The organism is Psychrobacter sp. CAM01 (assembly GCF_032842965.1).
GTDB lineage: Bacteria > Pseudomonadota > Gammaproteobacteria > Pseudomonadales > Moraxellaceae > Psychrobacter > Psychrobacter celer.
Genome location: NZ_JAWJBL010000005.1, coordinates 1 through 26,964, shown reverse-complemented (window position 1 = coordinate 26,964; position 26,964 = coordinate 1). Strand labels below are relative to the sequence as shown.

The window sequence follows — 26,964 nt, the reverse complement described above, 5'->3', positions numbered from 1 at the left end:
AATAAATGAATAAGGGATAAAACGTTTGCGCAGTTTATATATCGAGTATATATCAGGCGCGGCGTCTACCATTAGTAGACGCGAACTTTTGGCTCGATATAGTCGACTGTCAACGGCACTTTACGAACTGGCTTATAAATGATGCGGTTGCCTTCAGAATACCACAAGGTATGCTTCATCCACTCATGATCGTTACGGCCATTTGGTGCGTAATCATCATCCTCTGGACGATCGTAGTCAGAAACACTATGCGCGCCACGGCTTTCGTGACGATGCGCCGCTGAAATCATCGTGGCTTTCGCAACTTCGTATAAGTTTGCAACTTCAAAGGCTTCGATACGAGCGGTGTTAAAGACTTGTGATTTATCGGCCAAGTGAATTTTGTCGATTTTTTCACCTAATGCCAAGATTTTTTCGACACCTTCGTCCATGAGAGCTTGGGTACGGAATACGCTGGCATGTTTTTGCATGGTAGCGCGGATTTCATCAGCGACGTCTTGCGCATTGTAGCCTTCAGTAGACTGCTGCAGCTTGTCTAGGCGACGCATGGTGAAGTCAAGTACACGTGGATCTAATGGCTTGTAGTTATGGTCGGCATGATGGAACTCATCAACGATGTGCTTACCAGCTGCGCGGCCAAATACCACCAAGTCAAGAAGTGAGTTGGTACCTAAGCGGTTGGCACCATGGACACTAACGCACGCACACTCACCAATGGCATAGAGGCCTTTCACCACATTGCCTTTAGCATAGAGACCGTTCTCATCGGTACCCGCTTCTAGATCTGGTACGATGACCTGACCATGAATCGTGGTTGGAATACCGCCCATCATATAGTGAATGGTCGGGATAACTGGAATTGGCTCTTTGGTGATGTCGACGTTGGCAAAGTTTTTACCAATCTCAAATACCGATGGCAGACGCTTCATAATGGTATCGACACCTAGGTGCGTCATGTCCATTACGATATGGTCAGCGTTCGGGCCACAACCGCGGCCTTCTTTGATTTCTTGGTCCATCGAGCGTGATACAAGGTCACGAGGCGCTAGGTCTTTGACCGTTGGCGCATAACGCTCCATGAACGCTTCGCCATCTTTGTTACGCAAGATAGCCCCTTCACCGCGGCACCCTTCGGTCAATAGTACGCCTGCACCATGTACGCCGGTTGGGTGGAACTGCCAGAACTCCATATCTTGTAGTGGGATACCAGCACGCACAGCCATACCAATACCGTCACCTGTGTTGATATAGGCGTTGGTAGACGCGGCGAAGATACGGCCTGCACCACCTGTCGCTAGTACGGTGATTGGTGTTTGGAATACAGCAATGGTACCAGTTTCTTGCTCAATCGCCACCACACCGTTGATGTTGCCATCTTCGTCTTTGATCAAATCAAGCGCAATCCACTCAATAAAGAACTCGGTGCCTTGCTCTAGGTTTTTTTGATACAGCGTATGTAGCAGGGCGTGACCTGTACGGTCAGCTGCCGCACACGCGCGTTGTACTGCTTTTTCGCCATAGTTTGAGGTATGACCACCAAATGGGCGCTGATAAATCGTGCCATCTTCGTTACGGTCAAACGGCATGCCCATGTGCTCAAGCTCATAGACAACTTTTGGCGCTTCACGGCACATGTATTCGATCGCGTCTTGGTCACCTAACCAATCCGAGCCTTTTACCGTGTCATAAAAGTGAAAATGCCAGTTATCATTGCTCATGTTACCCAAACTTGCACCGATGCCACCTTGGGCTGCGACGGTGTGCGAACGAGTTGGGAATACTTTGGTCAAAACTGCAACCTTCATGCCTGATTCAGCCAAATGCAGTGAAGCACGCATCCCTGAACCACCACCACCGACGATGACGGCATCGTAGTTTAGGGTCTTAATATTACTAATGGTATTATCTTGTCTAGTTGCCATTACGGTTTTCCTAATGCCTGTTAATGCTTAGAAGTAAATAAAAAGGCTATCTGTCCTGTGTCTGTACACCAATATTTATTCTCTCAGTGCAGCTTACCTAAAGCACATGACACATATGGCCTTTAACCACTTAATTTGCATATCTATCGTTATACTGGGCTGAGCGGTATTATGCTCGGCGACTTATCTATCGAGCGCCCTATCAGCGCCTTTGTCTTTTTAATCATAAAATATTAGACATAAAATAAATAAGTAGCCAAACCCAATGCTATGACTATTTTCGGCTATATATGAATGGCATTGATAACCAAGCTATCAATCACGTTTACAGCCATCCATTTTTTTATCGATATTTTGGCGTCACCACCCAATCTGGGTGCTCACCTCATCATTAAACAGCAACGACACCAAAGCCATTACCCCAAAAGATCATGATGCCCCAAAATAAAAAGACTAAAATAGAGATAATCATCAAAGTCTGTAATACCAAACGCAATCTTGGCGCGCTCTCACCCATCTTGCCTGAGGTGATATAGTCAGTAAATACGGTCCACATACCTACCCAAGCATGGCCTGCAAGTGCTACTACAGCGACCAAGCTAAACAGACGCATCGGTAAGCTGGTCATAAATGATGACCACTCAAGATAGGTGACATCGCCATGGGTCAAAAAGAAACCCAGCAACACCACACTATAAACAGCCAAAACGACCGCGCTGATACGCTGGACAATCCAATCACGTGAGCCTGAACCTGTCAGACCAGTTGCGCTTTTGATTCCTGAATCATTTTTAATCATTAGAACATCACCCATACAAATGACGCGACAATTAAAATCGCTGCAATCACAAAACTGACCTTAGATGCGGCGCGGCCAGATTTTAGCTCTTCGTTCATGCCCATATCAGCAAATAAGTGCTTGATACCCATCACAAAGTGATAAGCAATCGCAGCCACAAATATCCATGCTAAAAAGCGCACAAGTACATTGTCAAACACGGTCTCAAAACTCTCAGGCGACGCCAATGAGTTCTGTAGTAACCACAGCATGACAGGAATCAATAAAAATAAAATAATGCCAGAGATACGATGCAAGATAGAAGCGATCGCAATCGGTGAGCGATTAACGCTAATCACTTGGCTTAAAGGCAGATCAATAGGTCGGTTGCTTTTCACAGCGGGCATCCTTTTTGCGGTTATACTCCTGTATCTGCTATCAACGCATGACATAGATCGGGATTGTGTCAATTAAGCGTAGAGCAACACACGAGACGAATAAAGTAAGGAAGAGCTAGCTGACTTCGTTTAGTTTGTGCTAAAGGTGAAGAAAGAATCATGTGGTAAGGTATTGATACTTTGTCTACGACTGCTTGGGTTACAACTGCTTGGCAAACAGATCGGTCAAACAACCTGTCTATTATACAACAAAGAAAATAAACATGAGTAAGATCGATTAACTAGTCTATTTTTACTGGTCGCACTTATCACAAGATAACCGTGTTTTGTTATCTTGCGATTGTGTTATCTATAAGGGTGCAAACCTGACGCTAAGTGTTTAAAAATAGAACAGTTAACAAGAACATTCAAACCATCGGTTGGATTTGGGTCTATTGACATTGTCCAGCTGTAACCAAATATGAATACCAGTATGAATAGAGAAGCTCTAGACAACACTATATCATGACCACTTATCAATTCGCACAAAACTCGTGCCAGTTAAGTAGCTGCAATTATAAAATGACTGGGCGATAATTACAAATTTATCCATTATGTGGTAAAAAAGGAACAATCAGTTCACAATACAACAGCGTTTTGTCTTATCAAACATAGCGATACGGCCAGTAGTCCTAAAAGCACGTGCCGTACGTACCTTGTCTACCATATCGATGCTACCAGCTTGCATAGACAAGTCATCTCGCCAATCGTGGATATCGAGTCTTATACTCATAAAGTTCAGGTGAAATCACAGCGCGTCTTTGCCACCGACAAAAAGTAAAATTTGCGGCAAAATAACCAATCAGACATATTTTGATACAAAAATTACAGTGAATAAACACGACTAAACCGTGCCAATTGGCGGCATTGATGGTAAAAGTCTTTTCAAATCGCAGGGAATTGCTGCTAATATACCCAGCATATTAAATGCGTTAAATGTATTTTGACCGTTTGACTGAGCATGGCGCGAGGGTAAGCGCCTGTAGTAATCCTTGGCGCGAGGGTATGCGTCTATAGTAATTTTATTCTAACAAGTTAAATCAATGGAGAGCAATTTATGGCTGACACTAATGCCAAACTAACCGTCAATGGTGAAGAATACGAACTTCCTATCATCAAAGGTACTTTAGGGCGCCCAGTTATCGACATTGCTGCTCTACAAGACTCAGGCTTTTGGTCTTACGACCCAGGTTTCAAAGTCACCGCTCCTGTTGAGTCAAAAATTACCTATATCGACGGTGGTAAAGGTGAGCTGTTGCACCGTGGCTACCCTATCGATCAGCTTGCAAAAAATGCTGAATACCTAGAAGTGGCCTATGCCTTGATTCATGGCGACTTGCCAAACGCCGAGCAAAAAGCGGACTTTTTTGAAAAAATCCGTAAGCACACAGGCGTGCATGACCAATTACGTAAATTCTTTGAAGGCTTCCGCCGTGACGCGCATCCAATGGCGATTATGGTGGGCGTTGTGGGTGCCTTGTCAGCGTTTTATCATGACAACCTAGACGTCAGCAACGAAGAGCACCGCGAAATCACTGCCATTCGTCTAATCGCAAAAATGCCAACGCTTGCGGCGATGAGTTATAAATACTCGCAGGGCGAACCGTTTATGTATCCACGTAACGACTTTAGCTACGCGGAAAACTTCTTGTACATGATGTTTGCCACGCCTGCTGATGTGGACTATGAGCCAAACGACGTGGTCACCCGCGCGATGGACAAAATCTTCACCTTGCACGCAGACCACGAGCAAAACGCCTCGACCTCTACTGTGCGCCTAGCTGGCTCAACAGGTGCCAACCCTTACGCCTGTATCGCCGCTGGTATCGCCGCCCTTTGGGGTCCATCACATGGCGGCGCCAACGAAGCTGTGCTTGAGATGCTAGATGAAATCGGTACTGTCGAAAACGTGCCAGCATTTATGGAAAAAGTGAAGAGCCGTGAAGTGAAGCTCATGGGCTTTGGTCACCGTGTTTACAAAAACTTCGACCCACGCGCCCAAGTCATGAAAGAGACCTGTGATGAAGTGCTCGGCGCACTTGGCATCAACGATCCTAAGCTTGAGCTGGCCATGGCACTAGAAAAAATCGCTTTAGAAGATCCGTTCTTCGTTGAGCGTAACTTGTATCCAAACGTTGACTTCTACTCTGGCATCATCCTAAAAGCCATCGGTATCCCAACGTCTATGTTTACTGTGATCTTCTCGTTGGCGCGTACCTCAGGTTGGATCAGCCACTGGTTAGAGATGCACAGCGCACCGTTCAAAATCGGTCGCCCACGTCAGCTATACACTGGCGAGACGCATCGTGACTTTGTCAAAGTAGAAGACCGCAAGTAATCTGCTCAGATACTGCATATGTATAAAATCATCATAAAAAATCCCGCTATATGCGGGATTTTTTATGATGATAGATAAGGGCTGTAATGCTGGCTGTCGCCGTTATAACCTGAGCGGTGGCTGTTTATTCAAATGCTTCAAGCTTTTTTTCATACTTGGCAATTTGCTCATCATAACCCTTGATGGTCTCGTTAAACTTGGCCATGAGTGCTTCAAACTCTTGTTGTTGATCGAGCTTCATCTGCTGCATATCGATGACTTGCTGCGCCTCTATCTGCTCCCAAACCTGATGCTGAATGATGAGTCGTGCCAGCGCCGGGCTCTTGGCACTAAGCCTACCTGCAATCTCGGCATGCTCAAACAGCTGCGGCACCAAAGTCGCTATGTTTATCAAGGTCTCTACCTCATCAGCGCTCAGCGGTGTGATCACTGGCTGATAAAGTGCCGCCGTTGCCTGCTGGTAGCTGTCGATGATTTCATCTTCTGTTAGCATGACAGGCTTGCGCGGCTCGAGGCTAATACGTTTGAGGACGGTCAAATCGCGCTCGCCCACTTCTGTGCTGGTATTGATGTCTGCTGCTGCCTCATCGCCACTTTCCCTATTTTGAGCCGTCGCGGCGGCATTGGCATTAGCACTGATATTAGTATTAGAGTTAGCATTAGCATCGACGTTGCTATCGTTATCGGCAGGCGTGGCGTCACCGCTATTTGTCGTATTATCGCCTGCTGTCTCCGCACTATTTAACAATAAATCTTCTGCGCTTTGGGGCGAGTCTGCCGCTTGCAGCGACTCGTACTCGGCTTGTAGCCGGCGCTGCAACCTTTGCACTTGCGTGACAAAAATTGGCTCAAACTGCTTGATACGCGCCGCCGCCGATTCACTTTGTGGTACAGGCTTGCTGTCTTCGCTAGCTACTTGCTCAGTCGCCCCGCTATCATCGACGACAGGCGCGGTCTCGGTCTGTTGCTGACAGCCGCCGAGTAATAGCGCACCACTCAACGCCGTAGCCAGTACAGTCATGGCAGCATACTTACTATTATGTGAGGGTGTTTTATTCATATGACTACCATGAGCGGTATCATGACCCTTTGCTTTATCTGGTAAAAATTTATACATCAGAGTACATATCCTTTGTTGACGTAAAGACGCAAAACAATGAGTTGACGCAAAATAATAAAAGGTAGGCATATCACCGCTATCCGATGCTGGCGATACTGTGCTAGCGTCTGGGTCATAAACCTCTCATAGCACCATTTAGCATACTTTTATCATAGTGGTTATTGATGCTAATAAGAAGCGTCAATTGTGAACGGAGTGTCGAGCTGGCGACGTTGACAGTAGATTTATGGCATTAAACATATAACATCAGACTCCAGAAGCGGTTGTCAAAAACGGTATACAGCGCTCAAAATCACGGCAGTCCTGACCACGCTGGCGACGGACAAAATAGTCCTGCACCATACGCGCCTGCTGCTCGATACCATACTTAAAAAAGGGCTTGCCTACTGTAAATACATAGTCATAACGCCGATCAACCAACGCCCCGCGTACTACCTTGATACCCTGCTGTAGCTGCCAAACGTGCGTTAGCTCATGTATTAGCCAACTTTGCTGACTTAAGGAGGACTGGCTAAAATCTGTGATCCAGTCTGCTGGGTGAAAGTAAATATGACCATTGGGGCTGACAGCATAATGTCTAAGCACCCACCATGCTGTTTTTAATTGCACATCCTCTAGCCGAATACTGTCGCCAAATACCGAGCGTGCCAGCGCAACCTCACCTGCGCTCAGATGGCGCGACCGTCTCTTTGAGCGCTGAGGACTTGATAAACGCCACGCTTGGCTCAATAACTGCTGTATGGTCTCACGTATCATAAACAATCAATGCCGTTATGTAGGTGCATAATATAAGTACCGTTATATAGGATAAGTGCCGTTATATAAGATATAAGTGCCTAGATAAACACCTAGGAAGTATAAGTGCTTTTATAACTGGTGCTGTCTTATTTATTTAATAAGGCTTTTGACATAAGAATAAAAGCCGCGAAGACAGAAGTTATACATTAGGGTAAGGAGTGCTAGGATAGTGCTATGCGTAATTGATATCCTGTGATAGATAGTCGATACATTTTAATTTGATACTGAGCCTGTGCTTTTACATTGACTATCCTTTTGCCGCCCCATTGATCAACGATAGAGAGTGTTATGCCGCCAAACTTTCATGCCGATACCCCGCTTGCCCAGCGCATGCGCCCAGCGACGCTCGATGCCATCATCGGTCAAGAGCATCTGCTGTCAGCTGGGGCACCGCTACGACGCTTGGTCGAGCAAGGCCATCTGCCCTCCATTATCTTGCACGGTGAGGCAGGCATCGGCAAAACCACCATTGCTATGCTATTGGCTGATGCCGTGGGCCGGCCGTTTCACGCGTTGTCGGCACTCAATACGGGGGTCAAGCAGTTACGCGAAGTGCTGGAGACTAAAGGCTCGTTGAGCTTTGAGTCGCCGGTGGTGTTTATCGATGAGATCCACCGCTTTAACAAAGCGCAGCAAGATGCCTTACTTGGCGCGGTCGAGTCTGGGGATATTACCTTGATTGGGGCAACTACCGAAAACCCCTCATTTAGCGTCAACAATGCTTTGCTATCGCGTTGTCAGGTTTATCGTTTGGAGCCACTGACACCCGAGCAAATCGCCGCCGTATTGCAGCGCGCCATTTCAGAAGATAGCATTTTCAAAGACTTGACCGTGGATTTGCAGGCACAAGACACCATTAGCCAACTGGCGCACGGCGATGCTAGAAAGGCGCTTAACCTGCTAGAGCTGGCCATACAAACGGCGGATACCAGACAATCGCCGCTGATCATCGATGATGCGCTGGTCGCTCGCGTCGCGCAAACGGCGCTGGTACGCTATGACAAAGACGGCGAACAGCATTACGATATTGTCTCAGCCATGATAAAGTCCGTGCGCGGCTCCGACCCTGATGCGGCGCTCTACTGGATGGCGCGGATGCTGGTGGGCGGAGAGCCAGCTGAGTTTATCGCGCGGCGCTTGGTCATCTTGGCGAGCGAAGATATCGGCAATGCTAACCCCAATGCCCTACTCCTCGCTGATGCCGCCCTGCGTAGCGTTCAGTCCATCGGTATGCCAGAGGCGCGCATTATCTTAGGACAAGTGGTGGTGTATCTGGCGACCAGTGCCAAAAGTAACAGCACTTATAAAGCGATAAATGCGGCGATGGCCTTGGCAGAAAAAGACGCCTCTCCCGTACCACTACATCTGCGCAATGGCGTGACCAAATTGATGCGACATCAAGACTATGGGCAGGGCTACGCCTATCCACACGACTATCCCAATCATTATTATCCGCAGCATTATCTGCCAGATACGCTGCTGGGTACGCGCTTTTATTATTTTGCTGATAATCAGCGCGAGCAGCACAGCAAACAGTTTATGGACTGGCTAAAATCCCAATCTGCCAGTAACTCTTAAAACCTACCCGTTTATTAGTAATACTGAACGCTGTTTTTGACAGACTTCGGGATATAGTTTGGAGATGGGGCAGCACGATAGGATGAAAAGCGTTAAAATGTCCTCATAATGATATATAAGCAATGAGGCAATCGTGCCTCGCGTCCGTACCTATAGCCGAGTCGTGCTCATCATCGAATAAATGTAGCCAGCGGCGCGTTGCCTAATCGCAACAGCCTATGGCGTCAGCGGCTGTTACAATAGGCAGATCATGCTATATATGTTACCTCACACCTATCTACACATAATAAAATATTGAGACTTACTATGAGTTTAAATACCATTCCTGAGATTATCGAAGACATCCGTGCTGGAAAAATGGTCATCTTGATGGATGATGAAGACCGCGAAAACGAAGGCGATATCATCATGGCCGCCACCCATGTGCGCCCTGAAGACATCAACTTTATGATCACTCATGCTCGCGGCCTAGTGTGTTTGACCCTATCGCAAGCGCGCTGCCAACAGTTAGCACTACCGCTAATGTCTGATCGCAACGAAGCAAAGTTTAGCACCAACTTTACGGTGTCTATCGAAGCGGCTGAAGGCGTCACTACAGGTATCTCAGCGGCTGACCGTGCGCGCACTATTCAGGCAGCGGTCTCTGCATCAGCCAAACCCGAAGACATCGTACAACCTGGCCATATCTTCCCTATCATGGCACAAAACGGCGGCGTCCTGCACCGTGCCGGCCACACCGAAGCGGGCTGCGACTTGGCTCGCCTAGCGGGACTGGAGCCTGCAGCGGTCATTGTCGAGATCATCAACGCTGATGGTACGATGGCACGTCGTGACGATCTTGAAATCTTTGCCAAAGAGCATGGCATCAAGATGGGTACAATCGCTGATCTGATCAATTACCGTATCGCCAACGAGCAAACGGTAGAAGAAGTAGAGACCCGTCCTTTTGAGACCGAACATGGGACTTTTACCTTGCACCGTTTCCGTGAGTTTGGCGCTGAAGAGACGCATTTGGCGTTGGTGAAGGGCGATGTCAGCGAAGGCGTCAGTACTGTCCGTGTCCATGGCTTCCATCCGCTGCGTGATTTGTTTGCCGCCAAAAACGATATGACGGGTCGTAGTGGCTGGAGCGTACAGTCAGCGTTGGAAGAAATCAGCGCCTCGGAGCGCGGCGTGCTGGTTTGGATTGGTAGCAATCAGCCCGTTGATCTAGGCGATGCGCTGGATAAAGCGGCGGACAATCAATCACAATCAACCATTACCCAGCAGCCGTATCGTAGCATCGGGGTTGGCGCGCAGATTTTGCGTCATTTAGGCGTGCGTGATATGCGCTTATTGTCATCACCCATGAAGTTTTATGCATTATCAGGCTTTGATCTAAACGTAGTAGATTTTGTGCATGCACCCAAGCAAGGCTAGGCGCTGTGATCGTTATTTAATCACTATTCGATAGTGATTAAATAGCCCTGTCAGTCAATCATAAAAAAGCACGCTTATAAACTGAGCGTGCTTTTTTATGTGCGAGTAATTTTTATAAAAGTTAACACTCAAACTTCAGGCGTATGACCAACGGTCGCTTCTAATGCCAATAGGCGCTCGCGCTCGGCACTGCTCCACGGCAACTTGTCTTTGCCAGCGCTGTCCAATCGCACCACCACCGCCTCAGCCGTCGCCACTACCAGGCTTTGCGCCGTACTATAGTAACTATACTCCATCACAATACTGGTACGACCCAAGCGCTGGCAGCGCACCCCTAATAACAAAGTATCAGGGTAAACCACAGGACGCAAATACTGACAGCTTGACTGCGCCAATACCGTCACCATGCTGCCATCAAACATGCCTAATGCCTGCAGATAAGCAATACGCGCTGACTCAGCATAACGATAAAACACCACGTTATTTAGATGGTTAAAGGCGTCCATCTCACCCCAGTGTATCGGCTGATGATGGATAACGGGATAGTGAGCCAGCTCAGTCGGCAGGGGCTCATTAACTGTCGGTAAATCGGCTGGTAGAGAGCGGTTCATAAAGTGTCCTTTTTTATCATCCTGTTTTTTATTATTTGGGTGTGTCTTATCATCAAGCACCCAGCACTAGCGCTGCGGTTTGGCTAAGACTTGCGTGGTCAATAGCGCCGTGGGCCTGGGTGCTTCGACAATCAATTGATCTAGCCAATTTATCACCTCTGCCACGTCGTTGGGGGCTTGCATCATCGTAATATTGGCCGTTTGATCTGACGCTTGCGGGTTGGCCGTCTGTTGCTGACGCTCATCAGCGCTTGGTGTGAGGGTTGTGAGCTGTTTGCGTGCCTGCGATAGATAGCTGATGAGCTGCTCACGGTCGCGCATATTGCTGGCTTGCATGGCCAAATTGAGCGTCATAATGGTCTCGTGGATGGCCAGCTGCCTACGGGTCAGTGCCTCCTTATTTTTAGCTGTGTCTTCAGCTGGGTTTTTATTAACCTTGCTACCCTCTTTATGATCGTAACGCTCATGGTGCTGCAAAAAGGTTTGGATATTTTGCACGGCCAAATTGTGCATCTGCCACGGGCTTGGCTGCGAGCTTTGTGCTTGTAGGCGCTCAATGTCTTTTAGCAGGCTTTGCTTAATCACCACCGTCAGCGCAGGGGCAATCTCATTACTGCTTTGCGACAGCTGCCAGTGTAGCCCCCGCAGCAAATCAATCGCCGCGCTATCGTTGTTATCCATCAGCAGCCTATCCACCGCTTTTATTTGAATACGCAGTAAATCCAGCTGATTTTGCGCTTGGCTACTGGCTGCCACGCGCGGTTCAGGTAGAGTCTGCTGACTCATGGCAAACAAGCGATCATCCATCTCGTTTAAACGGCTGATGACTTGCTCGTTACTTTGCAGACGCTCATGGACACTCTGCTCAAAGCGCTGCTGACTGATATATAACCAGAGTAAGGCGGCGATAAGCAATAAAATCGTCAGCCATTGCAAGCGTATGAGGAGCATATTTGCTTGCCGGCGCTGCTGAATAGCAGAAGGGTCCTTGGGTGAAGACTCAGGGTTCATAGACATAGTACAGCACCGTTACTGGTAGATTGGGTCATGGTTATCGCAAGCCGTATAAAACAGGAAGACGCATCCTGATGACAAAACAGCCATATCCTAGGCGTATCAAGCACTGATCGCAGCCAGTATGGTGGCTGGTGCCAAATCCTCCACCCGCCAGTAGCTCAGCTGCTCATCGGCCACCATATTAGCCAAGCGCTCACCCAGCACCACATAAGCAAAGTCTGACAGCTTGAGCTTGGGCAATCCATCAGTCCCTGTACTGTCTGCCAATGGGTGCTTTACAGTATCCTTAGCACTCGTTTCATCATTTACTTTTCGTTTACCTTGACTGACCACTTGCCGCCAATGCTCAAAGGCGGTGGCACTACTAACGATAACGACCGGTTTTGACTGTTTGGGTATAGGCTTTGGATGCTGAACGGCGCTTGGCGCTGCTGGCGCTGCAAGTTCTGATGCTGATACTAATGTTGATGATGGAGAGCTAGGCAAAGAAGCGGCTGTAGAAAACTGCTGTAACCACTGGTTGTATTGCGTACAGGCCTCGTGAGGCATGATACGCTCGTACCAAGCGATGCTGTCGATATGGACACCGCGCGCTTGTAACGTGTTGACCAATAAACGGCGGCCACCAAGACCGCGCCATACCAACAGCTTGTCCCCTGCTTGCAAACTATCAATCTCTGGCATCGCAAGCATGCCTTCGTTATTGGCCACGCGCGGCTGCAGCACGTGATAGCTTGCCGCCTTGACTTTTGCTGCATTTAAGACCGCAGCTGTCGCCTCTCCTACCGCAATCAAGTGACTGGGAGCGCTGAGTCTTTGTAGCTCGGTGGTTTTTTGGCTTTCATCATTTTGGTTATCACCATTCGTCTCAGAGTGCTGGGCATGGCGCTCGCGGGCAAGCGCTTGCCAAACCGCTAGTCCCGCTGCTGCTGCCGTAGGACTGACGATGACCAGTGCCTGATAGTCGCCTGCAAACCACTGACGCATCAGCGCCATGTCCGCATCTGTGGTAGGACGCGGCTGTAGCGTCAGCATCGGAATCTCTACCACGCTTAGACCCGCAGCTTGTAGGTGCTGCGTCAGCGGAGCGGCACGCTCTACCGGTCTGGTATTGATGACCATGCGCGTAGGCGCTGATGGGGCCGCACTCTTATGCCGAGCGGTAGATGTTGGATGAGATGAGGTGGATGACATAGACGTACCATGACAAAAATCGAAAGAAATAAAGAAGTCGCAAACCTGTCTTAATTACTGGCTTGCAGCTTAGACGTCGGTATCTGCGTATTATTTGGTATCATAAATCGCTGATAAAATAGCGCCGGCACCATCTGCAAGCAACATATCAGCCACATCGATACCCAGCTGGTTGGCCTGAGCTTCTTGCTCGTCTTGGCTACCAGTTAAAGTAATGCGTTTTTCTGCTTTTAGCAGCTCGCTACCATCGGCCTGCCCCACGCGCCCGCGCAGCCACAATATGTTGCCGTCGTCATTGTTGCCATTTTCGGTATTTTTCGCACGGTCATCCTCGGTCTCGTCTGCCATTTGCAAGACCGCATAGGCTGCGATCGGTACCTGACAGCCGCCTTCTAAATGACGGTTGAGGGCACGCTCAGCAATCAGGCGAATACGCGCTTTATTATCATTTAGTGGTGCCAATAGCTGCAATACTGCATCATCGCCCTCACGGCACTCAATCGCCAACGCCCCTTGCCCAACCGCGGGCAGACAAGCATCGATATCCAGCTCACCGCGAATACGCTCGTCCAGCTCAATACGCTGCAAACCACTGGTGGCCAAAATAATCGCGTCATACTCGCCTGCGTCCAATTTGCTCAAACGGGTACCAACGTTACCGCGCAGGGTTTTGATTTGTAGATCTGGGCGATAAGCCTTGATTTGACACTGACGGCGCAAGCTTGAGGTGCCAACGATAGCGCCTTGCGGCAACGCATCGATACTATCGTATGTATTGGATACAAACGCATCGGTTGGGGCGGCGCGCTTGCAGTACACCCCCAACGTCAAGCCTTCAGGCAGCTGCATGGGCACATCTTTTAGCGAGTGCACGGCGATATCTGCATCTCTATTATAAAGCGCTTGCTCAAGCTCTTTGACAAACAAACCTTTGCCACCAATTTTTGCCAGTGGCGTGTCCAAAATTTTGTCACCCTTAGTGACGATTTTTAGCAAATTAATCGTCATCTCAGGATATAGCGCCAACAGACGATCGCGGATATGCTCAGCTTGCCACAAGGCTAATGGGCTTTGGCGCGTGGCGATGTTTAAGGTAGTCAAAGCAGGTTGCTGCAGATTGCTCATAAAAGGCCTCAATAAGTTTGATATACAATATCAGTGCGAATCATCTCTGCATGAAACGATACGGTCGATTTGCCACAAAAATGGGCGCTATCACTCGTTGATAGTAAACGCTGACGCAAAAAAAATACCCCTATTTAAGCATAAATAAGGGTTTGATGATATGGGATGATTATTTCTCTATGAAAACAGTCAGTTACAGATAGCGCTTTACATGCTTTGGATTTTATCACGTAACGCTGGCAGGTGGCGACGACTCACCGCCAATGTCTCATCGATGCCTTTAAAGCGTACTTGATATTGGCCGGCATCCAAGGTTTCTAAGTAGTCCAAAAAACTCAGATTGATAATGGCATTGCGATGGACGCGAAACAACCGGTCTTCAAACTCTTGCTCAAGCTCTTTTAGTGTCTCATCAATCAATACGATACCATCCTTGTGACGGACTTTGACGTATTTTTGATCGGCAGTAAAGTAGTAGATATCTGTGAGCTTAATCAATTCGACGCCGCGATGGGTACGAGCGGCGATATGCTCACGTATTGGCCGCGCTGCCGGGTCCTCAAGCTTGCGGATTTCGTTGAGCTGGGCGGCGTTTAGATTTTTGGCTTTATTTAGCGCCTCCAGCAGCTCGTCTTTGTTGGCAGGTTTGAGCAAATAGCCGATGGCGTTAGCCTTGAGAGCAGCAATAGCATAGTGATCGTAGGCGGTGACAAAGATAATGGCTGGCGGATGCTCAAGCTCGTTCAGCGCTTGCGCACAGCGCACCCCATCCATCTCGGGCATACGAATGTCTAATAATATGATATCTGGCTGCTGGGTTTTGACAGCGACAATGGCTTCTGCCCCTGTCGTGGCTTGTGCCACCACCTGATGGCCTGACTCTTGTACAATTCTGACCAAACGCTCGCGCGCCAATGGCTCATCATCGCAGACTACGATCCGCATGCAAACTCCTGTTTTGGGACATACTTAATACGATTTAGTGAAATAATTCATCAACCTACTATCAATAATAACACTAACGCCCAAGGAATTAGCATAAAAAATGTTTGATTATTGCAGGTGTTTTAAACATTTAATGTAGGTCTGGCAGCGCTTATTTATCGGTCAAATACATATTAGATATTGACGATTATCGTGCCAATTTAAACAGTATGGTGCAATAACTGTGCCATACTTTATATTAATCGCATTAAACAAAAGTTTGTATTAGTAATAGATGTCTATTGATATTCGCTAGCTTGCAGATAGCTAGATGACAGACCGCTATATCCCGACGTCTTGTAGCGGATAATCAATCAAGGTAATGATCTGGCTGTTGGTCACTTTGCTTCTGATATCGGCGCTTTGGCCAAAGTACGAGCGCAGACGCTCTGCTTGGATATAAAAATTCATGTGCTGGCGCAAATCATGATTGATCATCAAGGTTTTTTTGGGGAGCTGGACGCTGATGGTGATGGTGACGCGGTGCTCATACCAAGTGACTTTGATATGAATAAAAATCGTCTCTGTGGTCATCTCCACCACGTTGAGGAGCATTTTTTCTAACACACTTTGCAGCGTCAAAGCGGTGATGACCATGTCATACATGATGTCTTCATCTGGCAGCTGCCATGTGACATCAAGCTTGTCAGATAGCCGGCTAGACTCAATGGCCAAATAGTGCTCACACAAAGCGATTTCTTCTTCAAAGCTAATCTCACGCGCGCCACTAAAGCTGGCGCGAAACAGCGCGGAGACGTGTTGTAGCAACTGGGAGGCGCGTTCTGGATTGGACTCAATCAACGACACCAGTGTGTTGATGGTATTAAAGAAAAAGTGCGGCGTGATACGGGCTTTGATTAAGTCGTTTTGGGCGTTTAGCTTGTGCTCAAAAGATTGATTAAGGGCATTCATCTCACGATAACGGCGCAAAAAGTATAATAGAAATACCAAGGTAAAACCGCCTGCAAGGATTAAGTCAAAAACCACTTCTAACACGAAGTTTTGTAGGCTGTATTCGTGCCAGCCCATGTTTATCATGACCAGCAAGACCAACACCATAGAGACAGCAGAGGCCAGCATAAGGATGGCGAGCACATACATACTGACCTTGGGTATGCTCATGCTCTTAAAGACAGGGCGCAGATAATCGATGATATACAAAGAAGGGATAATGCTTACGGTGTTTTGTATCACTCGGCTGCCAAACTTGATTATAAAGTCAGACCAAGTAGCTAGGTCATGGCGGTCAATCACCGTCACAAACAGCGACCAAAAAAAGATATAAATCAGCCACTGCCAAGGCTTCATGACCTCCATGAGCTTGGGGATAAAAAACTCTAAGCGCTCCGCTAGTAAGGCAACCTCATCATTTGCTATACTTGAGTTCTTATTCTCTTGACTTGTCTTGTATCGATATGAACGCCAACTCTTCAAACCCTAGTAATCCTGAATTAAATAAAAACGTGTCAGTTTCTGATTCTAGCACAGATGACTCTACAACAAATAACGCGGCGCAAAACAGTCCTGCCAGCGCGCCAGGCCAGCAAATGTGGGGCGGACGCTTTAGTGAAGCGACGGACAGCTTTGTGGCCGCTTTCACCGCTTCGGTCGGCTTTGATCAACGCTTTGCTCGACATGATATCCAAGGCTCTATCGCTCATGCGACCATGCTCAAAGAATGCGGGATTTTGACCGCTGATGAAGTGGCGACCATCATCGATGGTCTACAGCAGGTATTAGCTGAGATTGAAGCAGGCGAGTTTAATTGGTCTATCACCCTAGAAGACGTACACATGAACGTCGAGTCACGTCTGACTGATATCGTCGGCGCGGTGGGCAAAAAACTACACACTGGCCGTAGCCGTAACGATCAGGTGGCCACCGATATTCGCCTGTGGCTACGCGAAGAAACCGACAACATCATCGCGCTGTTGGTACGTTTGCAAAACGGCTTGCTGGATTTGGCCGAGCAGCATACGGACACCATCATGCCAGGCTTTACGCATCTACAAACCGCGCAGCCTGTCAGCTTTGGCCATCACGTGATGGCATGGTTTGAGATGCTCTACCGCGATACCGAGCGCCTCGTCGACGCCCGTCGCCGTATCAATCAGATGCCACTTGGTAGTGCTGCGCTTGCTGGAACGACCTTTCCGATTGACCGTACCATCACCGCGAGACTGCTAGGATTTGATGGCATTTGCCAAAACTCACTCGATGCGGTCTCAGACCGAGATTTTGCCATTGAGTTTACCTCAGCGGCCTCTATCCTTATGATGCATATGTCACGTATGAGCGAAGAGATTATCCTATGGATGTCGGCGCAGTTTAACTTTGTACAGATACCCGATCGCTTCTGTACTGGCTCGTCGATCATGCCGCAAAAGAAAAACCCTGACGTGCCAGAGCTGGTACGCGGTAAAGCGGCGCGGGTCTTCGGTCAGCTGATGACATTGTTAAGCCTGATGAAAAGCCAGCCGCTTGCGTATAATAAAGACAATCAAGAAGACAAAGAGCCGTTATTTGACTGTGTCGACACCTTGACAGGTTCGCTACTGGCATTCGCTGATATGCTACCAAACATCACACCCAATAAAGACAGTATGCGTCAAGCGACTATGAAAGGCTATGCGACAGCGACTGATTTGGCAGATTACCTAGTACGTCAAGGCGTGGCATTCCGTGATGCCCATGAGGTCGTCGGCAACGCTGTGGCTTTAGGTATCAAAGAGGGCGTTGACTTAAGTGACTTGTCATTGGCGCAGCTTCAGCAATTTAGCGACGCGATCGGCGATGACGTCTTTGATTACCTAACGCTAGAGGGCTCACTCGCCGCCCGTGATCATTTGGGTGGAACCGCGCCCAATCAGGTCAAGCAAGCGGTGGTTAATGGCCGCGCGCGCTTAAAAGCTTTTGCTTAATTTGCATAAACAGAGGTATGGTATTTCGACGCAGAACGGGTATAAATTTTCCTTGCGTGCTGTGCCTGTACAGACAGATGCTGCGTAAAACTCACCCCAGTCCCGCTGTATCTTTTTTATCCTGAACTCACTATCCAACACCCGCGCCTAGCACTTACGCCTTAGCGCGGGTGTTTTTTGTCATCACATCGCCAAAACTTTCATTAAACCGCTTGGCTGTTACCGTCTATACACCCGATAGCCTTTGCTAAATTTACTCAGATCGTTATCATAGGGTGATATTCATAGTTTATAAGGAGCCTCTAATGACTGAGACTTTTAACCCGCAAGCCAATACCGTGTTTTGCCGCAAATACAAGCAAGAGCTGCCAAAAATGCCGCACCCACCCTTCCCCAATCAAAAAGGCAAAGAGCTACAAGAAACAGTCTCTGACAAAGCGTGGAAAGAGTGGCTGGAGCAGCAAACCATGCTAATCAACGAAAACCATCTAAGCATGATGGACCCTGAGGCCAAAAAGTTTTTGACCGAGCAGCGTGAGAAATTTTTGGACAACGAAGACTATGAGCGCGCGCAGGGCTGGACACCAGAAAAATAAAAGCTCGACATCACTTTTATACTTATACCAGTATGCTAAATATCGAAACGCGCTATCTTTAAATAGCGCGTTTTTAATGGATGTTTAAAGGCCGTTGCTCAGTTTTTTATCGCTAGCTAGCGGTGAGATATCTGTCGCTATCACATCATCATTTTGGCGCGCCGCCATCCGATCATTGGCTTCTTGCACCGCTTTTTCGACCAGTGCATAGTCTGAGTGGCGTACATCTTGGCCGCTGATATAGTTGATGACCAGCTCGGCGATGTTTTGCGCATGATCACCAATACGCTCGAGCGCGCGCAACACCCACACGATATTGATGACCTTGGAGACGTGGCGCGCGTCTTCCATGATATAAGTCATCAAGGCACGCATCGCTGATTGATACTCTTCATTGACCACATCATCATTGCGCATCACCTCAAACGCCTGCTCAGCATTGGATTGACTAAAAGCCTCTAGCGCATTGTGCAGCATCAGACGTACTTGATTGCTCAGATGCTGCACTTCGGCATAGCCATACGCTGACTTACCTTGAGCGGCGAGCTTATTGGCCATTTTGGCGATTTTGACCGCTTCATCACCGATGCGCTCCAAATCCACCACGCCTTTACTGATGGACATCACCAAACGCAAGTCACTGGCCGCTGGCTGGCGTTTGGCGACCAATAACAAGATATGCTCATCCAGCTCGACTTCCTGCCGATTGATATCAAAATCCATCTCGATGACTTCTTGCGCCAGTGTGTCATCCTTGTCGATAAGCGCGTGAATGGCTTTGGCAACTTGGCTGGCTGCATGGTCGCCCATCACCAAAAACAGACGAATGGCTTCATCCAAATCTTGATCAAAACTTTTGGAGATGTGCTTGTCACTTTGCATGAGAGGTATTCCCTAAGTATCTGTATATTAATGGCGTGCTGCTGGCATAGCTGTATTGTTGTTATTAAAAATTAACGATAGTTTTAATCTGTACAGCGTTAGCCATAACGACCCGTAATGTAGTCTTCCGTGGCTTTTTGCGTAGGCGTGGTAAATATCTGATCGGTCTCGCCCATCTCAACCATATCGCCCAGATACATATAGACCGTGTAGTCTGACACTCGCGCCGCCTGCTGCATGTTGTGAGTGACGATGGCGATGGTATAATCTTTTTTTAAGTCTTCAATCAAATCCTCGATGGCGCCTGTCGAGAGTGGGTCAAGTGCCGAAGTTGGCTCATCGAGCAGTAGCACTTCAGGCTTGGTAGCGACACTACGAGCGATACACAGACGCTGCTGCTGCCCGCCTGATAGCGACAAACCTGAGGCTTTGAGCTTGTCTTTTACCTCAGGCCATAGTGCCGATTTTTTTAGCGCCCATTCCACCCGATTGTCCAGCTCAGCTTTGCTTAGTCTTTCATAAAGACGCACACCAAAGGCGACATTGTCATAGATGGACATCGGAAACGGCGTCGGCTTTTGAAAGACCATACCGACTTGCGCACGTAGCAGGTTGACATCGATGTCTTTGCCCAAGATGTTTTTGCCATCGAGGTTGATACTGCCTTCTGCACGCATGCCGGGGTAGAGGTCATACATACGGTTAAAGGTACGGAGCAGGGTTGACTTGCCGCAACCTGACGGGCCGATAAAGGCGGTGACTTTTTTGTCAGGAATGTCGATATTGATATTTTTTAGCGCCTGAAAATCCCCGTAATAAAAGCTTAAATCACGAATCTGCATCTTCGCTGCTGGCATGTCTTTGGGAATATCATGCTGTGTTTGCTTAGTTAAATTTGACGAATCTGGCTGCGACAGTTGCGTGGTCGTCGCCATCGATCTATGTAGTAAGCTGGCTGTGGTCGTATCAAAGTTGCTGCTATCTGCTGTGCTACGCGTTTTGCTGATGACGTCATTCATAATGTTATCCAACCTAGCTTAATGAATATAAATTTAGGTAAATGCTATATATAAGGTGATTTGGTGGTAGGCGTTATCGACTCTGGCTACTATTTGCTGGAGCTGCGTCCACCGATAAACCTTGCCAAAATATTGAGTACCAATACCGAAGCGGTAATCAGCAGTGCCGCCGCCCAAGCAAGGGCATGCCAATTGTCATAAGGACTCATGGCAAACTGATAAATGGTGTTCGGCAAGTTGGCAATCGGCTGACTCATATCGGTACTAAAGTATTGATTATTTAAGGCGGTAAATAGCAATGGCGCCGTCTCACCGGTGATTCTGGCAAAGGCCAACAGCACACCAGTGGTCAGCCCCGCTCGAGCCGCCTTAATCGTCACTTGCGTGACCATCTTCCACTTCGGCGTGCCCAGTGCATAGGCCGCTTCACGAATGCTATTGGGCACCAGATTGAGCATGTTTTCAGTCGTGCGCACCACCACAGGCACCACAATCAATGCCAATGCCAAGGCACCCGCCCACCCGGAAAAGCTTTGGCCTTTAACCATCAAGGCATAAATAAACAGACCAATGACAATCGACGGCGCAGAGAGCAAAATATCATTTAAAAAGCGCGTCACTTTGCCAAGCAGGCTGCCTTGCGCAAACTCAGACAAATAAATCCCTGTCATCAGGCCAATGGGCGCACCGATAAACAACCCCGAAAACGCTAACATTACCGAGCCGACAATGGCGTTGCGTAGACCACCTTCGCTCATCGGTGGCGGGGTGTCGGCGGTAAAGATAGGCATTTGTACCATGCCTTGGAAACCTTCGATAAACAGCGTCACCAGTATCCAAAATAGCCAAATCAAGCCAAATACCATCGCCGACATGGCAAAACCCAAGCCCAGCTTATTGGCCCAGCGTCTTTTGTTATAAAGACGCTTGTCGTAGCGGCTATCAAAGCCAGTCTGCGCAGGTAACGCTGAGTGCATCGCATTAGTAGGCATAAAACTCATTTCCATTTTTCAAGATTTTTTGTCAGCCTGTATATCGCTGTCGTCTGTATATCGTTATGTGTTAGCGGTTGCCTGCTTTTTGATCCATACGCATCAGCATGAGCTTAGCCAGCGACAGCACAATAAAGGTGATGATAAATAGTATGAGGCCAAGGTGCAGCAGCGAGGCCAGATGTAGCTCACTGGAGGCTTCGGCAAACTCATTGGCCAGCGCTGAAGTAATGGTGACACCCGAGGTAAACAGACTTGGGCTGATATTAAAGGCGTTACCAATAAGGAAGGTCACGGCCATGGTCTCACCCAGCGCCCGACCCAACCCCAAGATAACCCCGCCGACCACGCCTGCCTTGGTATAGGGCAAGATAATCTTAAACATCACTTCCCAAGTGGTCGCACCCATGCCGTAAGCTGACTCTTTGAGCAGGTCTGGCACCACAGAGAAAACATCGCGCATGGTAGCGGCAATAAAAGGAATAATCATAATGGCAAGCACCAAGGAGGCGGTAAACATGCCCAATCCCATTGGCGCACCGGTAAATAGTTTGCCGATGATAGGCAGTGGACCGACGTGTTCGATAAACCACGGCTGAATGTGATCACCAAAAAACGGCGCAAAGACAAACAATCCCCACATACCGTAGATGATAGAGGGAATACCAGCCAGCAGCTCAATGGCGATACCGAGAGGCTTTTTTAAGAAGTTTGGACACATCTCAGTCAAAAATATCGCAATACCAAAGCTGACTGGCACAGCGATTAAGATGGCAATAAAGGACGTCACCAGCGTGCCATAAATAGGCGCTAGTGCACCGTATTCATTGGCAACCGTATCCCAGTTATTACTGGTATAAAACCCAAGGCCAAATGCTTGAATGCTCGGCCAAGCGCCAATGATCAAAGAGAGCAAAATACCGCCCAAAGATAGCAGTACGAGAATGGCAAATGCCTTGGTGGCATTGACAAATAGTGCATCGTAACGTTTTTGTTTTGCCAGTTGCGACCTTAAATCATTCATAAGTGTCTCAGCATTAAATAATATTAAATCAAAATCTTGAAAAGACTCATCAGGTCTTATCACAGCAAACGAAACCTTAATAAAGGGTGCTATTAACGGTCATTAATAACGCTATTTTTAAGTTTGTTGTGATAAAACCTTTGAGACAACCACCGGAGAATAGGTGTCTCAAAGGGGCTTACAAGTACTGCTATACATATATAGAAAAACTACTGAGCCGGTGTGTAGACGGGTTGACCATCACGACCTTTGACTTCATTCCACTTGTCTTTAAACAGTGCCACTGCGGTATCAGAGAAAGGCACATAATCAAGCGCCATGGCACTATCATCACCTTCAGCATACGCCCAATCAAAGAAGTTCAGCACGCCAGCCACTTGCTTCGGGTTTTCTGGCTGCTTGTGTACCAAGATAAAGGTGGCAGCGGCGATGGGCCACGCTTGCTCGGTCTCAGAGTTGGTGATGACTTTATAAAAGCCTGCTTGCTGTGACCAATCGATATCACCTGCCGCAGCAAAGGTCTCAGCAGATGGCTGCACGAAGTTACCCGCCGCGTTTTTGAGGGCGGCATGCGCCATGTTGTTTTGCTTGGCATAGGCATACTCGACGTAGCCGATAGCGTTTTTCATGCGGTTGACGTAGCTTGATACGCCCTCGTTGCCTTTGCCGCCTGCCCCTGTGGCAGAGGTTGGCCATTTGATGGTTTTATCGACACCCACGCTGTCTTTCCAGTCAGTTGAAACCTTCGCCAAATAATCGGTAAAGTTAAAGGTTGTGCCTGAGCCATCTGAGCGAAACACGGTGGTAATGGCAGCATCTGGCAAGGTCAAATCTGGGTTCATGGCGGTGATAGCAGGGTCATTCCATTTGCTAATCTTACCCAGATAGATATCGGCTAGAGTTGCGCCGTCCAGCTTTAGCTCACCTGGCCCCACGCCATCGATATTGACAATCGGTACCACGCCGCCGATGACGGTTGGAAACTGAATAAGTCCTGCCGCATCCAGCTCTTCAGGGGTCATGGGGGCATCAGAAGCGCCAAAGTCAACGGTTTTTGCTTGGATTTGTTTGATGCCACCTGAGGAGCCGATAGACTGATAGTTGACCTGACCGCCAGTCGCGGCATTATAGTCATAGGACCATTTGGCATAGATAGGCTGCGGGAACGACGCGCCAGCACCAGTGATGTTCATGGCGATGTTTTCAGCTGATTTAAAATCGCTTGCTGGAGAAGATGTCGCTGTGCTGGTGGTTTCGGCCACTGTCGCCGCGCTGGTGTCACTCTGCGCTGCTGACTCTGCGGTGTCGGTGGATTTATTACAAGCGGTGAGTACTAAGGTGCAACTAACGGCGACTGCCAATAACGAATAACGCATGTAGGACTCCTAAAGTTTAACAACGATTGAAAAAAGCATGATTGGTGACATGTGTGACATCTTGACAAGTTTTTATGACAGTTTGATGACAACCGCCCAACTCTTTTATCTGCGTGACAAATAGGGTCAAATCAGTCGGCGCTTGAGGCTAACGCTATTAGCCTGCGTGTCATGACTCATGGCCTCGTGCGCACGTTGACTGACATACCGGTGGTCAAACACCAGTAGCCCTCATGGCAGAAGTTTGTTAGTATGAGACTGATTTACAACACTGACAGACTCGGGGTGCGGTGTATGAATGGCTGACTGCCTTTGTACATTCGCTGAGAGATCACCCGCCGAACCTGATGCGGTTAGTACCGACGCAGGGAAGTCTTCAGCACTTTATTATGTATGGCAAAAACGGGCAGAAATGCCTTGTTATCCTCATGACTGTTGGCCTAAATGCCCACTTTGTGGTGCTAAGCTTTATAGGGTTAAGTAGTGCCAAATAATGATGAGGGATACCAAGCGTCGCTTACAGGTTGATGACATCCTCCGCGAAGGCAGGTTTTCGCGATGATAGCTTTGACAGCCAGTGACGACGACGCAGCAAAAACTGCCTAGATGATAAGTGCTACCCCCGCAGCTTCTGGCGGTGTTGCTTTTATTCAAAAACCAACACGCTAGGACAGCATATGACAACCTCAACCTTACCTCCAAAGACCCAGAAAAACGCTTCTGACAAAAAAACCGACGCGTTAAAAACCCCTGCGCACCGTAGCGCCAAAGACACGCGCTTTGAAGAAGAAGCGCGCGACCTACACCGCATTCTCCCCGCCTCGCAAAAAGTCTATATCCAAGGCTCAAGACCTGATATTCAAGTGCCGATGCGCAAGATTACGCTGGACCCCACCCCCATCCAAGGCGTTGATGAGTCCGACTGGGAGCAAAACCCGCCGTTTTATGTCTACGACACCTCAGGCGTCTATACCGACCCTGATGCCCAAATTGACCTAACCCACGGCTTACCCAAACTGCGCGAGGGCTGGATAGCCGAGCGCGGTGATACAGAGCAACTAAGTGGTTTGTCCAGCTCATACGGGCAAGCGCGTGCGCGTGATATCACCACAGCCAATCTACGGTTTGCCCATATCGATAAGCCGCGCCGCGCCAAAAAAGTCAATGGTAAAGCAGGCAATGTCACCCAGATGCACTATGCGCGCCGCGGTATCATCACCCCTGAGATGGAATATATCGCCATTCGTGAGACGCAAAAGCAGCATGAACTGACCGATATGCGCCAACATGACGGCGAGAGCTTTGGTGCCAATACGCCAAAAATCATCACCCCTGAGTTTGTGCGTAGCGAGGTCGCGGCCGGTCGCGCCATCATCCCAAATAATATCAATCACCCTGAGTCTGAGCCGATGATTATCGGGCGTAATTTTTTGGTAAAGATTAACGCCAATATCGGTAATTCAGCACTTGGCTCGTCTATCGATGAAGAAGTGTCGAAGATGACATGGGCAACACGATGGGGCGCGGATACCATCATGGATTTGTCGACAGGCAATCATATCCACGAGACCCGTGAGTGGTTGATTCGTAACTCGCCTGTGCCCATCGGTACGGTACCAATTTATCAAGCATTAGAAAAAGTCGACGGCATCGCCGAAGACCTAACGTGGGAGATATTCCGCGATACATTGATCGAGCAAGCCGAACAAGGCGTTGATTACTTCACCATTCATGCAGGCGTGCTGCTGCGCTATGTACCACTGACGGCCAATCGCTTGACGGGTATCGTCTCGCGTGGCGGCTCTATCATGGCGCAGTGGTGCCTTGCCCATCATAAAGAGAGCTTTTTATACACGCATTTTGAAGAGATTTGCGAGATTATGAAGCAGTACGATGTGGCCTTTAGCTTAGGCGATGGTCTGCGTCCCGGCTGCTTACAAGATGCTAATGACGAAGCGCAGTTCGGTGAGCTGCGCACGCTTGGCGAGCTGACGAAAATCGCTTGGCAGCACGATGTGCAGGTAATGATCGAAGGTCCAGGGCACGTGGCGATGAACCGCATCAAAGAAAATATGGACTTGCAGCTAGAGACTTGCAGCGACGCGCCGTTTTATACTTTAGGGCCGCTGACCACTGATATCGCACCCGGTTATGACCATATCACCAGTGCTATTGGCGCGGCGATGATTGGCTGGTTTGGCACCGCCATGCTCTGTTATGTGACGCCAAAAGAACATTTAGGACTACCAAATAAAAAGGACGTAAAAGACGGTATCATCACCTATAAAATCGCCGCGCATGCCGCTGATCTGGCTAAGGGCCACCCAGGCGCGCAAGCTCGCGATAATGCCTTATCTAAGGCGCGTTTTGAGTTCCGCTGGGATGATCAGTTTAATCTGGCACTCGATCCTGATACCGCACGCGAATATCATGATGAAACGCTGCCAAAAGACGCGCACAAGTCGGCGCATTTTTGTTCAATGTGTGGCCCTAAATTTTGTTCGATGAAAATCACCCAAAACGTCCGTGAGTACGCCAAAGGGTTAGATGCGGCAGAAAGCTTAGGCACAGAGGCGATGAGTGCAGCTGAGATTGAACAAGGCATGCAAGAGATGACCGAAAAATACCATAGCGAGGGGCGACAGCTGTATAAAGAGGTATAATTCCGCTGATTTGACCGCTGTATATTTAATAGACCTCTTGCAAAAGTCATAGTCTAAGCTCGGAATTAATGATACCAGCAAACAGCTTCATTCTAAGATCGTAGCGCTGACGACGGTTGCGATATCTATGAGCCACGATTTTAAACAACTTGATTAAGCCTATTTTGTGC

The 26,964-nt window shown here is 48.4% G+C and carries 22 protein-coding genes, 1 pseudogene and 1 riboswitch; of the genes and pseudogenes, 6 read left to right on the top strand and 17 right to left on the bottom strand.

The window, feature by feature from the left end:
* Positions 1–71 precede the first annotated feature (71 nt).
* From sdhA to sdhC, 3 genes are all read right to left on the bottom strand, one after another.
* Positions 72–1,922 carry a succinate dehydrogenase flavoprotein subunit gene (gene sdhA / locus R0I52_RS01770; RefSeq protein WP_317052898.1) on the bottom strand — a complete coding sequence of 617 codons (1,851 nt, stop codon included), beginning with the start codon at positions 1,920–1,922 and terminating at the stop codon, positions 72–74.
* Positions 1,923–2,313: 391 nt separating this feature from the next.
* The gene (gene sdhD, locus R0I52_RS01765) at positions 2,314–2,718 is read right to left on the bottom strand and encodes a succinate dehydrogenase, hydrophobic membrane anchor protein (protein ID WP_075101435.1); all 405 of its coding nucleotides are present in this window, start codon (positions 2,716–2,718) and stop codon (positions 2,314–2,316) included.
* Between the two features lie 2 nt (positions 2,719–2,720).
* On the bottom strand, positions 2,721–3,107 hold the full coding sequence (sdhC, locus tag R0I52_RS01760) for a succinate dehydrogenase, cytochrome b556 subunit (RefSeq protein WP_075101402.1): 387 nt from the start codon (positions 3,105–3,107) through the stop codon (positions 2,721–2,723).
* A 1,087-nt stretch (positions 3,108–4,194) separates the two neighbouring features.
* Between sdhC and gltA the strand changes: the two genes are divergently transcribed.
* Complete coding sequence (gene gltA, locus R0I52_RS01755) at positions 4,195–5,475, top strand: citrate synthase (protein WP_317052897.1); 1,281 nt, start codon at positions 4,195–4,197, stop codon at positions 5,473–5,475.
* 124 nt (positions 5,476–5,599) lie between these two features.
* Here gltA and R0I52_RS01750 read toward each other — a convergent pair whose 3' ends face one another.
* Both R0I52_RS01750 and R0I52_RS01745 read right to left on the bottom strand, forming a co-directional pair.
* The gene (locus R0I52_RS01750; protein WP_317052896.1) at positions 5,600–6,592 is read right to left on the bottom strand and encodes a hypothetical protein; all 993 of its coding nucleotides are present in this window, start codon (positions 6,590–6,592) and stop codon (positions 5,600–5,602) included.
* Positions 6,593–6,841: 249 nt separating this feature from the next.
* Positions 6,842–7,351: a type IV secretion protein Rhs gene (locus tag R0I52_RS01745; protein WP_317052895.1), complete on the bottom strand. Its 510-nt coding sequence runs from the start codon at positions 7,349–7,351 to the stop codon at positions 6,842–6,844.
* 330 nt (positions 7,352–7,681) lie between these two features.
* Here R0I52_RS01745 and R0I52_RS01740 point away from each other — a divergent pair, with 330 nt between their 5' ends.
* Both R0I52_RS01740 and ribBA read left to right on the top strand, forming a co-directional pair.
* A complete protein-coding gene (locus R0I52_RS01740; RefSeq protein ID WP_317052894.1) occupies positions 7,682–8,971 on the top strand; it encodes a replication-associated recombination protein A in 1,290 nt (429 codons plus the stop codon).
* A 306-nt stretch (positions 8,972–9,277) separates the two neighbouring features.
* Positions 9,278–10,390, top strand: coding sequence for a bifunctional 3,4-dihydroxy-2-butanone-4-phosphate synthase/GTP cyclohydrolase II (gene ribBA / locus R0I52_RS01735; RefSeq protein ID WP_075101396.1), 1,113 nt, complete (start codon positions 9,278–9,280; stop codon positions 10,388–10,390).
* A 128-nt stretch (positions 10,391–10,518) separates the two neighbouring features.
* Here the strand turns inward: ribBA and R0I52_RS01730 are convergent, their stop codons facing one another.
* From R0I52_RS01730 to R0I52_RS01705, 6 genes are all read right to left on the bottom strand, one after another.
* On the bottom strand, positions 10,519–11,001 hold the full coding sequence (locus R0I52_RS01730; protein WP_317052893.1) for an acyl-CoA thioesterase: 483 nt from the start codon (positions 10,999–11,001) through the stop codon (positions 10,519–10,521).
* 66 nt (positions 11,002–11,067) lie between these two features.
* Positions 11,068–12,018: a hypothetical protein gene (locus R0I52_RS01725; protein WP_317052892.1), complete on the bottom strand. Its 951-nt coding sequence runs from the start codon at positions 12,016–12,018 to the stop codon at positions 11,068–11,070.
* Between the two features lie 99 nt (positions 12,019–12,117).
* On the bottom strand, positions 12,118–13,140 hold the full coding sequence (locus R0I52_RS01720) for a uroporphyrinogen-III synthase (protein ID WP_410524025.1): 1,023 nt from the start codon (positions 13,138–13,140) through the stop codon (positions 12,118–12,120).
* A 162-nt stretch (positions 13,141–13,302) separates the two neighbouring features.
* Positions 13,303–14,337, bottom strand: a complete 1,035-nt coding sequence (gene hemC, locus R0I52_RS01715) for a hydroxymethylbilane synthase (RefSeq protein ID WP_317052890.1) — start codon at positions 14,335–14,337, stop codon at positions 13,303–13,305.
* A 207-nt stretch (positions 14,338–14,544) separates the two neighbouring features.
* Positions 14,545–15,282 carry a LytTR family DNA-binding domain-containing protein gene (locus R0I52_RS01710; protein WP_317052889.1) on the bottom strand — a complete coding sequence of 246 codons (738 nt, stop codon included), beginning with the start codon at positions 15,280–15,282 and terminating at the stop codon, positions 14,545–14,547.
* Positions 15,283–15,603: 321 nt separating this feature from the next.
* Positions 15,604–16,629 carry a histidine kinase gene (locus R0I52_RS01705; RefSeq protein WP_317052888.1) on the bottom strand — a complete coding sequence of 342 codons (1,026 nt, stop codon included), beginning with the start codon at positions 16,627–16,629 and terminating at the stop codon, positions 15,604–15,606.
* A 239-nt stretch (positions 16,630–16,868) separates the two neighbouring features.
* Between R0I52_RS01705 and argH the strand changes: the two genes are divergently transcribed.
* Both argH and R0I52_RS01695 read left to right on the top strand, forming a co-directional pair.
* Entirely contained in the window at positions 16,869–18,242 is a 1,374-nt protein-coding gene (gene argH, locus R0I52_RS01700; protein ID WP_075101434.1) for an argininosuccinate lyase, read from the top strand.
* Positions 18,243–18,547: 305 nt separating this feature from the next.
* Positions 18,548–18,838 carry an oxidative damage protection protein gene (locus R0I52_RS01695; protein ID WP_075101388.1) on the top strand — a complete coding sequence of 97 codons (291 nt, stop codon included), beginning with the start codon at positions 18,548–18,550 and terminating at the stop codon, positions 18,836–18,838.
* Positions 18,839–18,922: 84 nt separating this feature from the next.
* Here the strand turns inward: R0I52_RS01695 and phoU are convergent, their stop codons facing one another.
* From phoU to pstS, 5 genes are all read right to left on the bottom strand, one after another.
* Entirely contained in the window at positions 18,923–19,720 is a 798-nt protein-coding gene (phoU, locus tag R0I52_RS01690) for a phosphate signaling complex protein PhoU (protein WP_317052887.1), read from the bottom strand.
* 98 nt (positions 19,721–19,818) lie between these two features.
* A complete protein-coding gene (pstB, locus tag R0I52_RS01685) occupies positions 19,819–20,739 on the bottom strand; it encodes a phosphate ABC transporter ATP-binding protein PstB (protein ID WP_410524021.1) in 921 nt (306 codons plus the stop codon).
* A gap of 89 nt (positions 20,740–20,828) precedes the next feature.
* On the bottom strand, positions 20,829–21,614 hold the full coding sequence (gene pstA / locus R0I52_RS01680) for a phosphate ABC transporter permease PstA (protein ID WP_410524024.1): 786 nt from the start codon (positions 21,612–21,614) through the stop codon (positions 20,829–20,831).
* Between the two features lie 187 nt (positions 21,615–21,801).
* On the bottom strand, positions 21,802–22,755 hold the full coding sequence (gene pstC, locus R0I52_RS01675) for a phosphate ABC transporter permease subunit PstC (RefSeq protein ID WP_075101431.1): 954 nt from the start codon (positions 22,753–22,755) through the stop codon (positions 21,802–21,804).
* Between the two features lie 209 nt (positions 22,756–22,964).
* On the bottom strand, positions 22,965–24,131 hold the full coding sequence (gene pstS / locus R0I52_RS01670) for a phosphate ABC transporter substrate-binding protein PstS (protein WP_317052886.1): 1,167 nt from the start codon (positions 24,129–24,131) through the stop codon (positions 22,965–22,967).
* Positions 24,132–24,402: 271 nt separating this feature from the next.
* A riboswitch (TPP riboswitch) is annotated at positions 24,403–24,519 on the top strand.
* A gap of 289 nt (positions 24,520–24,808) precedes the next feature.
* Here pstS and thiC point away from each other — a divergent pair.
* Entirely contained in the window at positions 24,809–26,794 is a 1,986-nt protein-coding gene (gene thiC, locus R0I52_RS01665) for a phosphomethylpyrimidine synthase ThiC (RefSeq protein WP_317052885.1), read from the top strand.
* Between the two features lie 46 nt (positions 26,795–26,840).
* On the opposite strand, the pseudogene R0I52_RS01660 reads toward thiC, so the two are convergent.
* Positions 26,841–26,964 (bottom strand): annotated as a pseudogene (locus tag R0I52_RS01660) (IS5/IS1182 family transposase); the annotation flags it as partial.

Coding starts and splice junctions, on each gene's coding strand:
- gltA (WP_317052897.1), top strand. CDS start 4,195: ATGGCTGACACTAATGCCAAACTAACCGTCAATGGTGAAGAATACGAA.
- R0I52_RS01695 (WP_075101388.1), top strand. CDS start 18,548: ATGACTGAGACTTTTAACCCGCAAGCCAATACCGTGTTTTGCCGCAAA.
- pstS (WP_317052886.1), bottom strand. CDS start 24,131: ATGCGTTATTCGTTATTGGCAGTCGCCGTTAGTTGCACCTTAGTACTC.
- phoU (WP_317052887.1), bottom strand. CDS start 19,720: ATGCAAAGTGACAAGCACATCTCCAAAAGTTTTGATCAAGATTTGGAT.
- pstB (WP_410524021.1), bottom strand. CDS start 20,739: ATGAATGACGTCATCAGCAAAACGCGTAGCACAGCAGATAGCAGCAAC.
- sdhC (WP_075101402.1), bottom strand. CDS start 3,107: ATGCCCGCTGTGAAAAGCAACCGACCTATTGATCTGCCTTTAAGCCAA.
- thiC (WP_317052885.1), top strand. CDS start 24,809: ATGACAACCTCAACCTTACCTCCAAAGACCCAGAAAAACGCTTCTGAC.
- R0I52_RS01730 (WP_317052893.1), bottom strand. CDS start 11,001: ATGAACCGCTCTCTACCAGCCGATTTACCGACAGTTAATGAGCCCCTG.
- R0I52_RS01740 (WP_317052894.1), top strand. CDS start 7,682: ATGCCGCCAAACTTTCATGCCGATACCCCGCTTGCCCAGCGCATGCGC.
- R0I52_RS01705 (WP_317052888.1), bottom strand. CDS start 16,629: ATGAAGCCTTGGCAGTGGCTGATTTATATCTTTTTTTGGTCGCTGTTT.
- R0I52_RS01710 (WP_317052889.1), bottom strand. CDS start 15,282: ATGCGGATCGTAGTCTGCGATGATGAGCCATTGGCGCGCGAGCGTTTG.
- R0I52_RS01745 (WP_317052895.1), bottom strand. CDS start 7,351: ATGATACGTGAGACCATACAGCAGTTATTGAGCCAAGCGTGGCGTTTA.
- sdhA (WP_317052898.1), bottom strand. CDS start 1,922: ATGGCAACTAGACAAGATAATACCATTAGTAATATTAAGACCCTAAAC.
- hemC (WP_317052890.1), bottom strand. CDS start 14,337: ATGAGCAATCTGCAGCAACCTGCTTTGACTACCTTAAACATCGCCACG.
- R0I52_RS01725 (WP_317052892.1), bottom strand. CDS start 12,018: ATGTCTATGAACCCTGAGTCTTCACCCAAGGACCCTTCTGCTATTCAG.
- R0I52_RS01720 (WP_410524025.1), bottom strand. CDS start 13,140: ATGGTCATCAATACCAGACCGGTAGAGCGTGCCGCTCCGCTGACGCAG.
- pstC (WP_075101431.1), bottom strand. CDS start 22,755: ATGAATGATTTAAGGTCGCAACTGGCAAAACAAAAACGTTACGATGCA.
- ribBA (WP_075101396.1), top strand. CDS start 9,278: ATGAGTTTAAATACCATTCCTGAGATTATCGAAGACATCCGTGCTGGA.
- argH (WP_075101434.1), top strand. CDS start 16,869: ATGTGGGGCGGACGCTTTAGTGAAGCGACGGACAGCTTTGTGGCCGCT.
- R0I52_RS01750 (WP_317052896.1), bottom strand. CDS start 6,592: ATGTATAAATTTTTACCAGATAAAGCAAAGGGTCATGATACCGCTCAT.
- pstA (WP_410524024.1), bottom strand. CDS start 21,614: ATGTCGGCGATGGTATTTGGCTTGATTTGGCTATTTTGGATACTGGTG.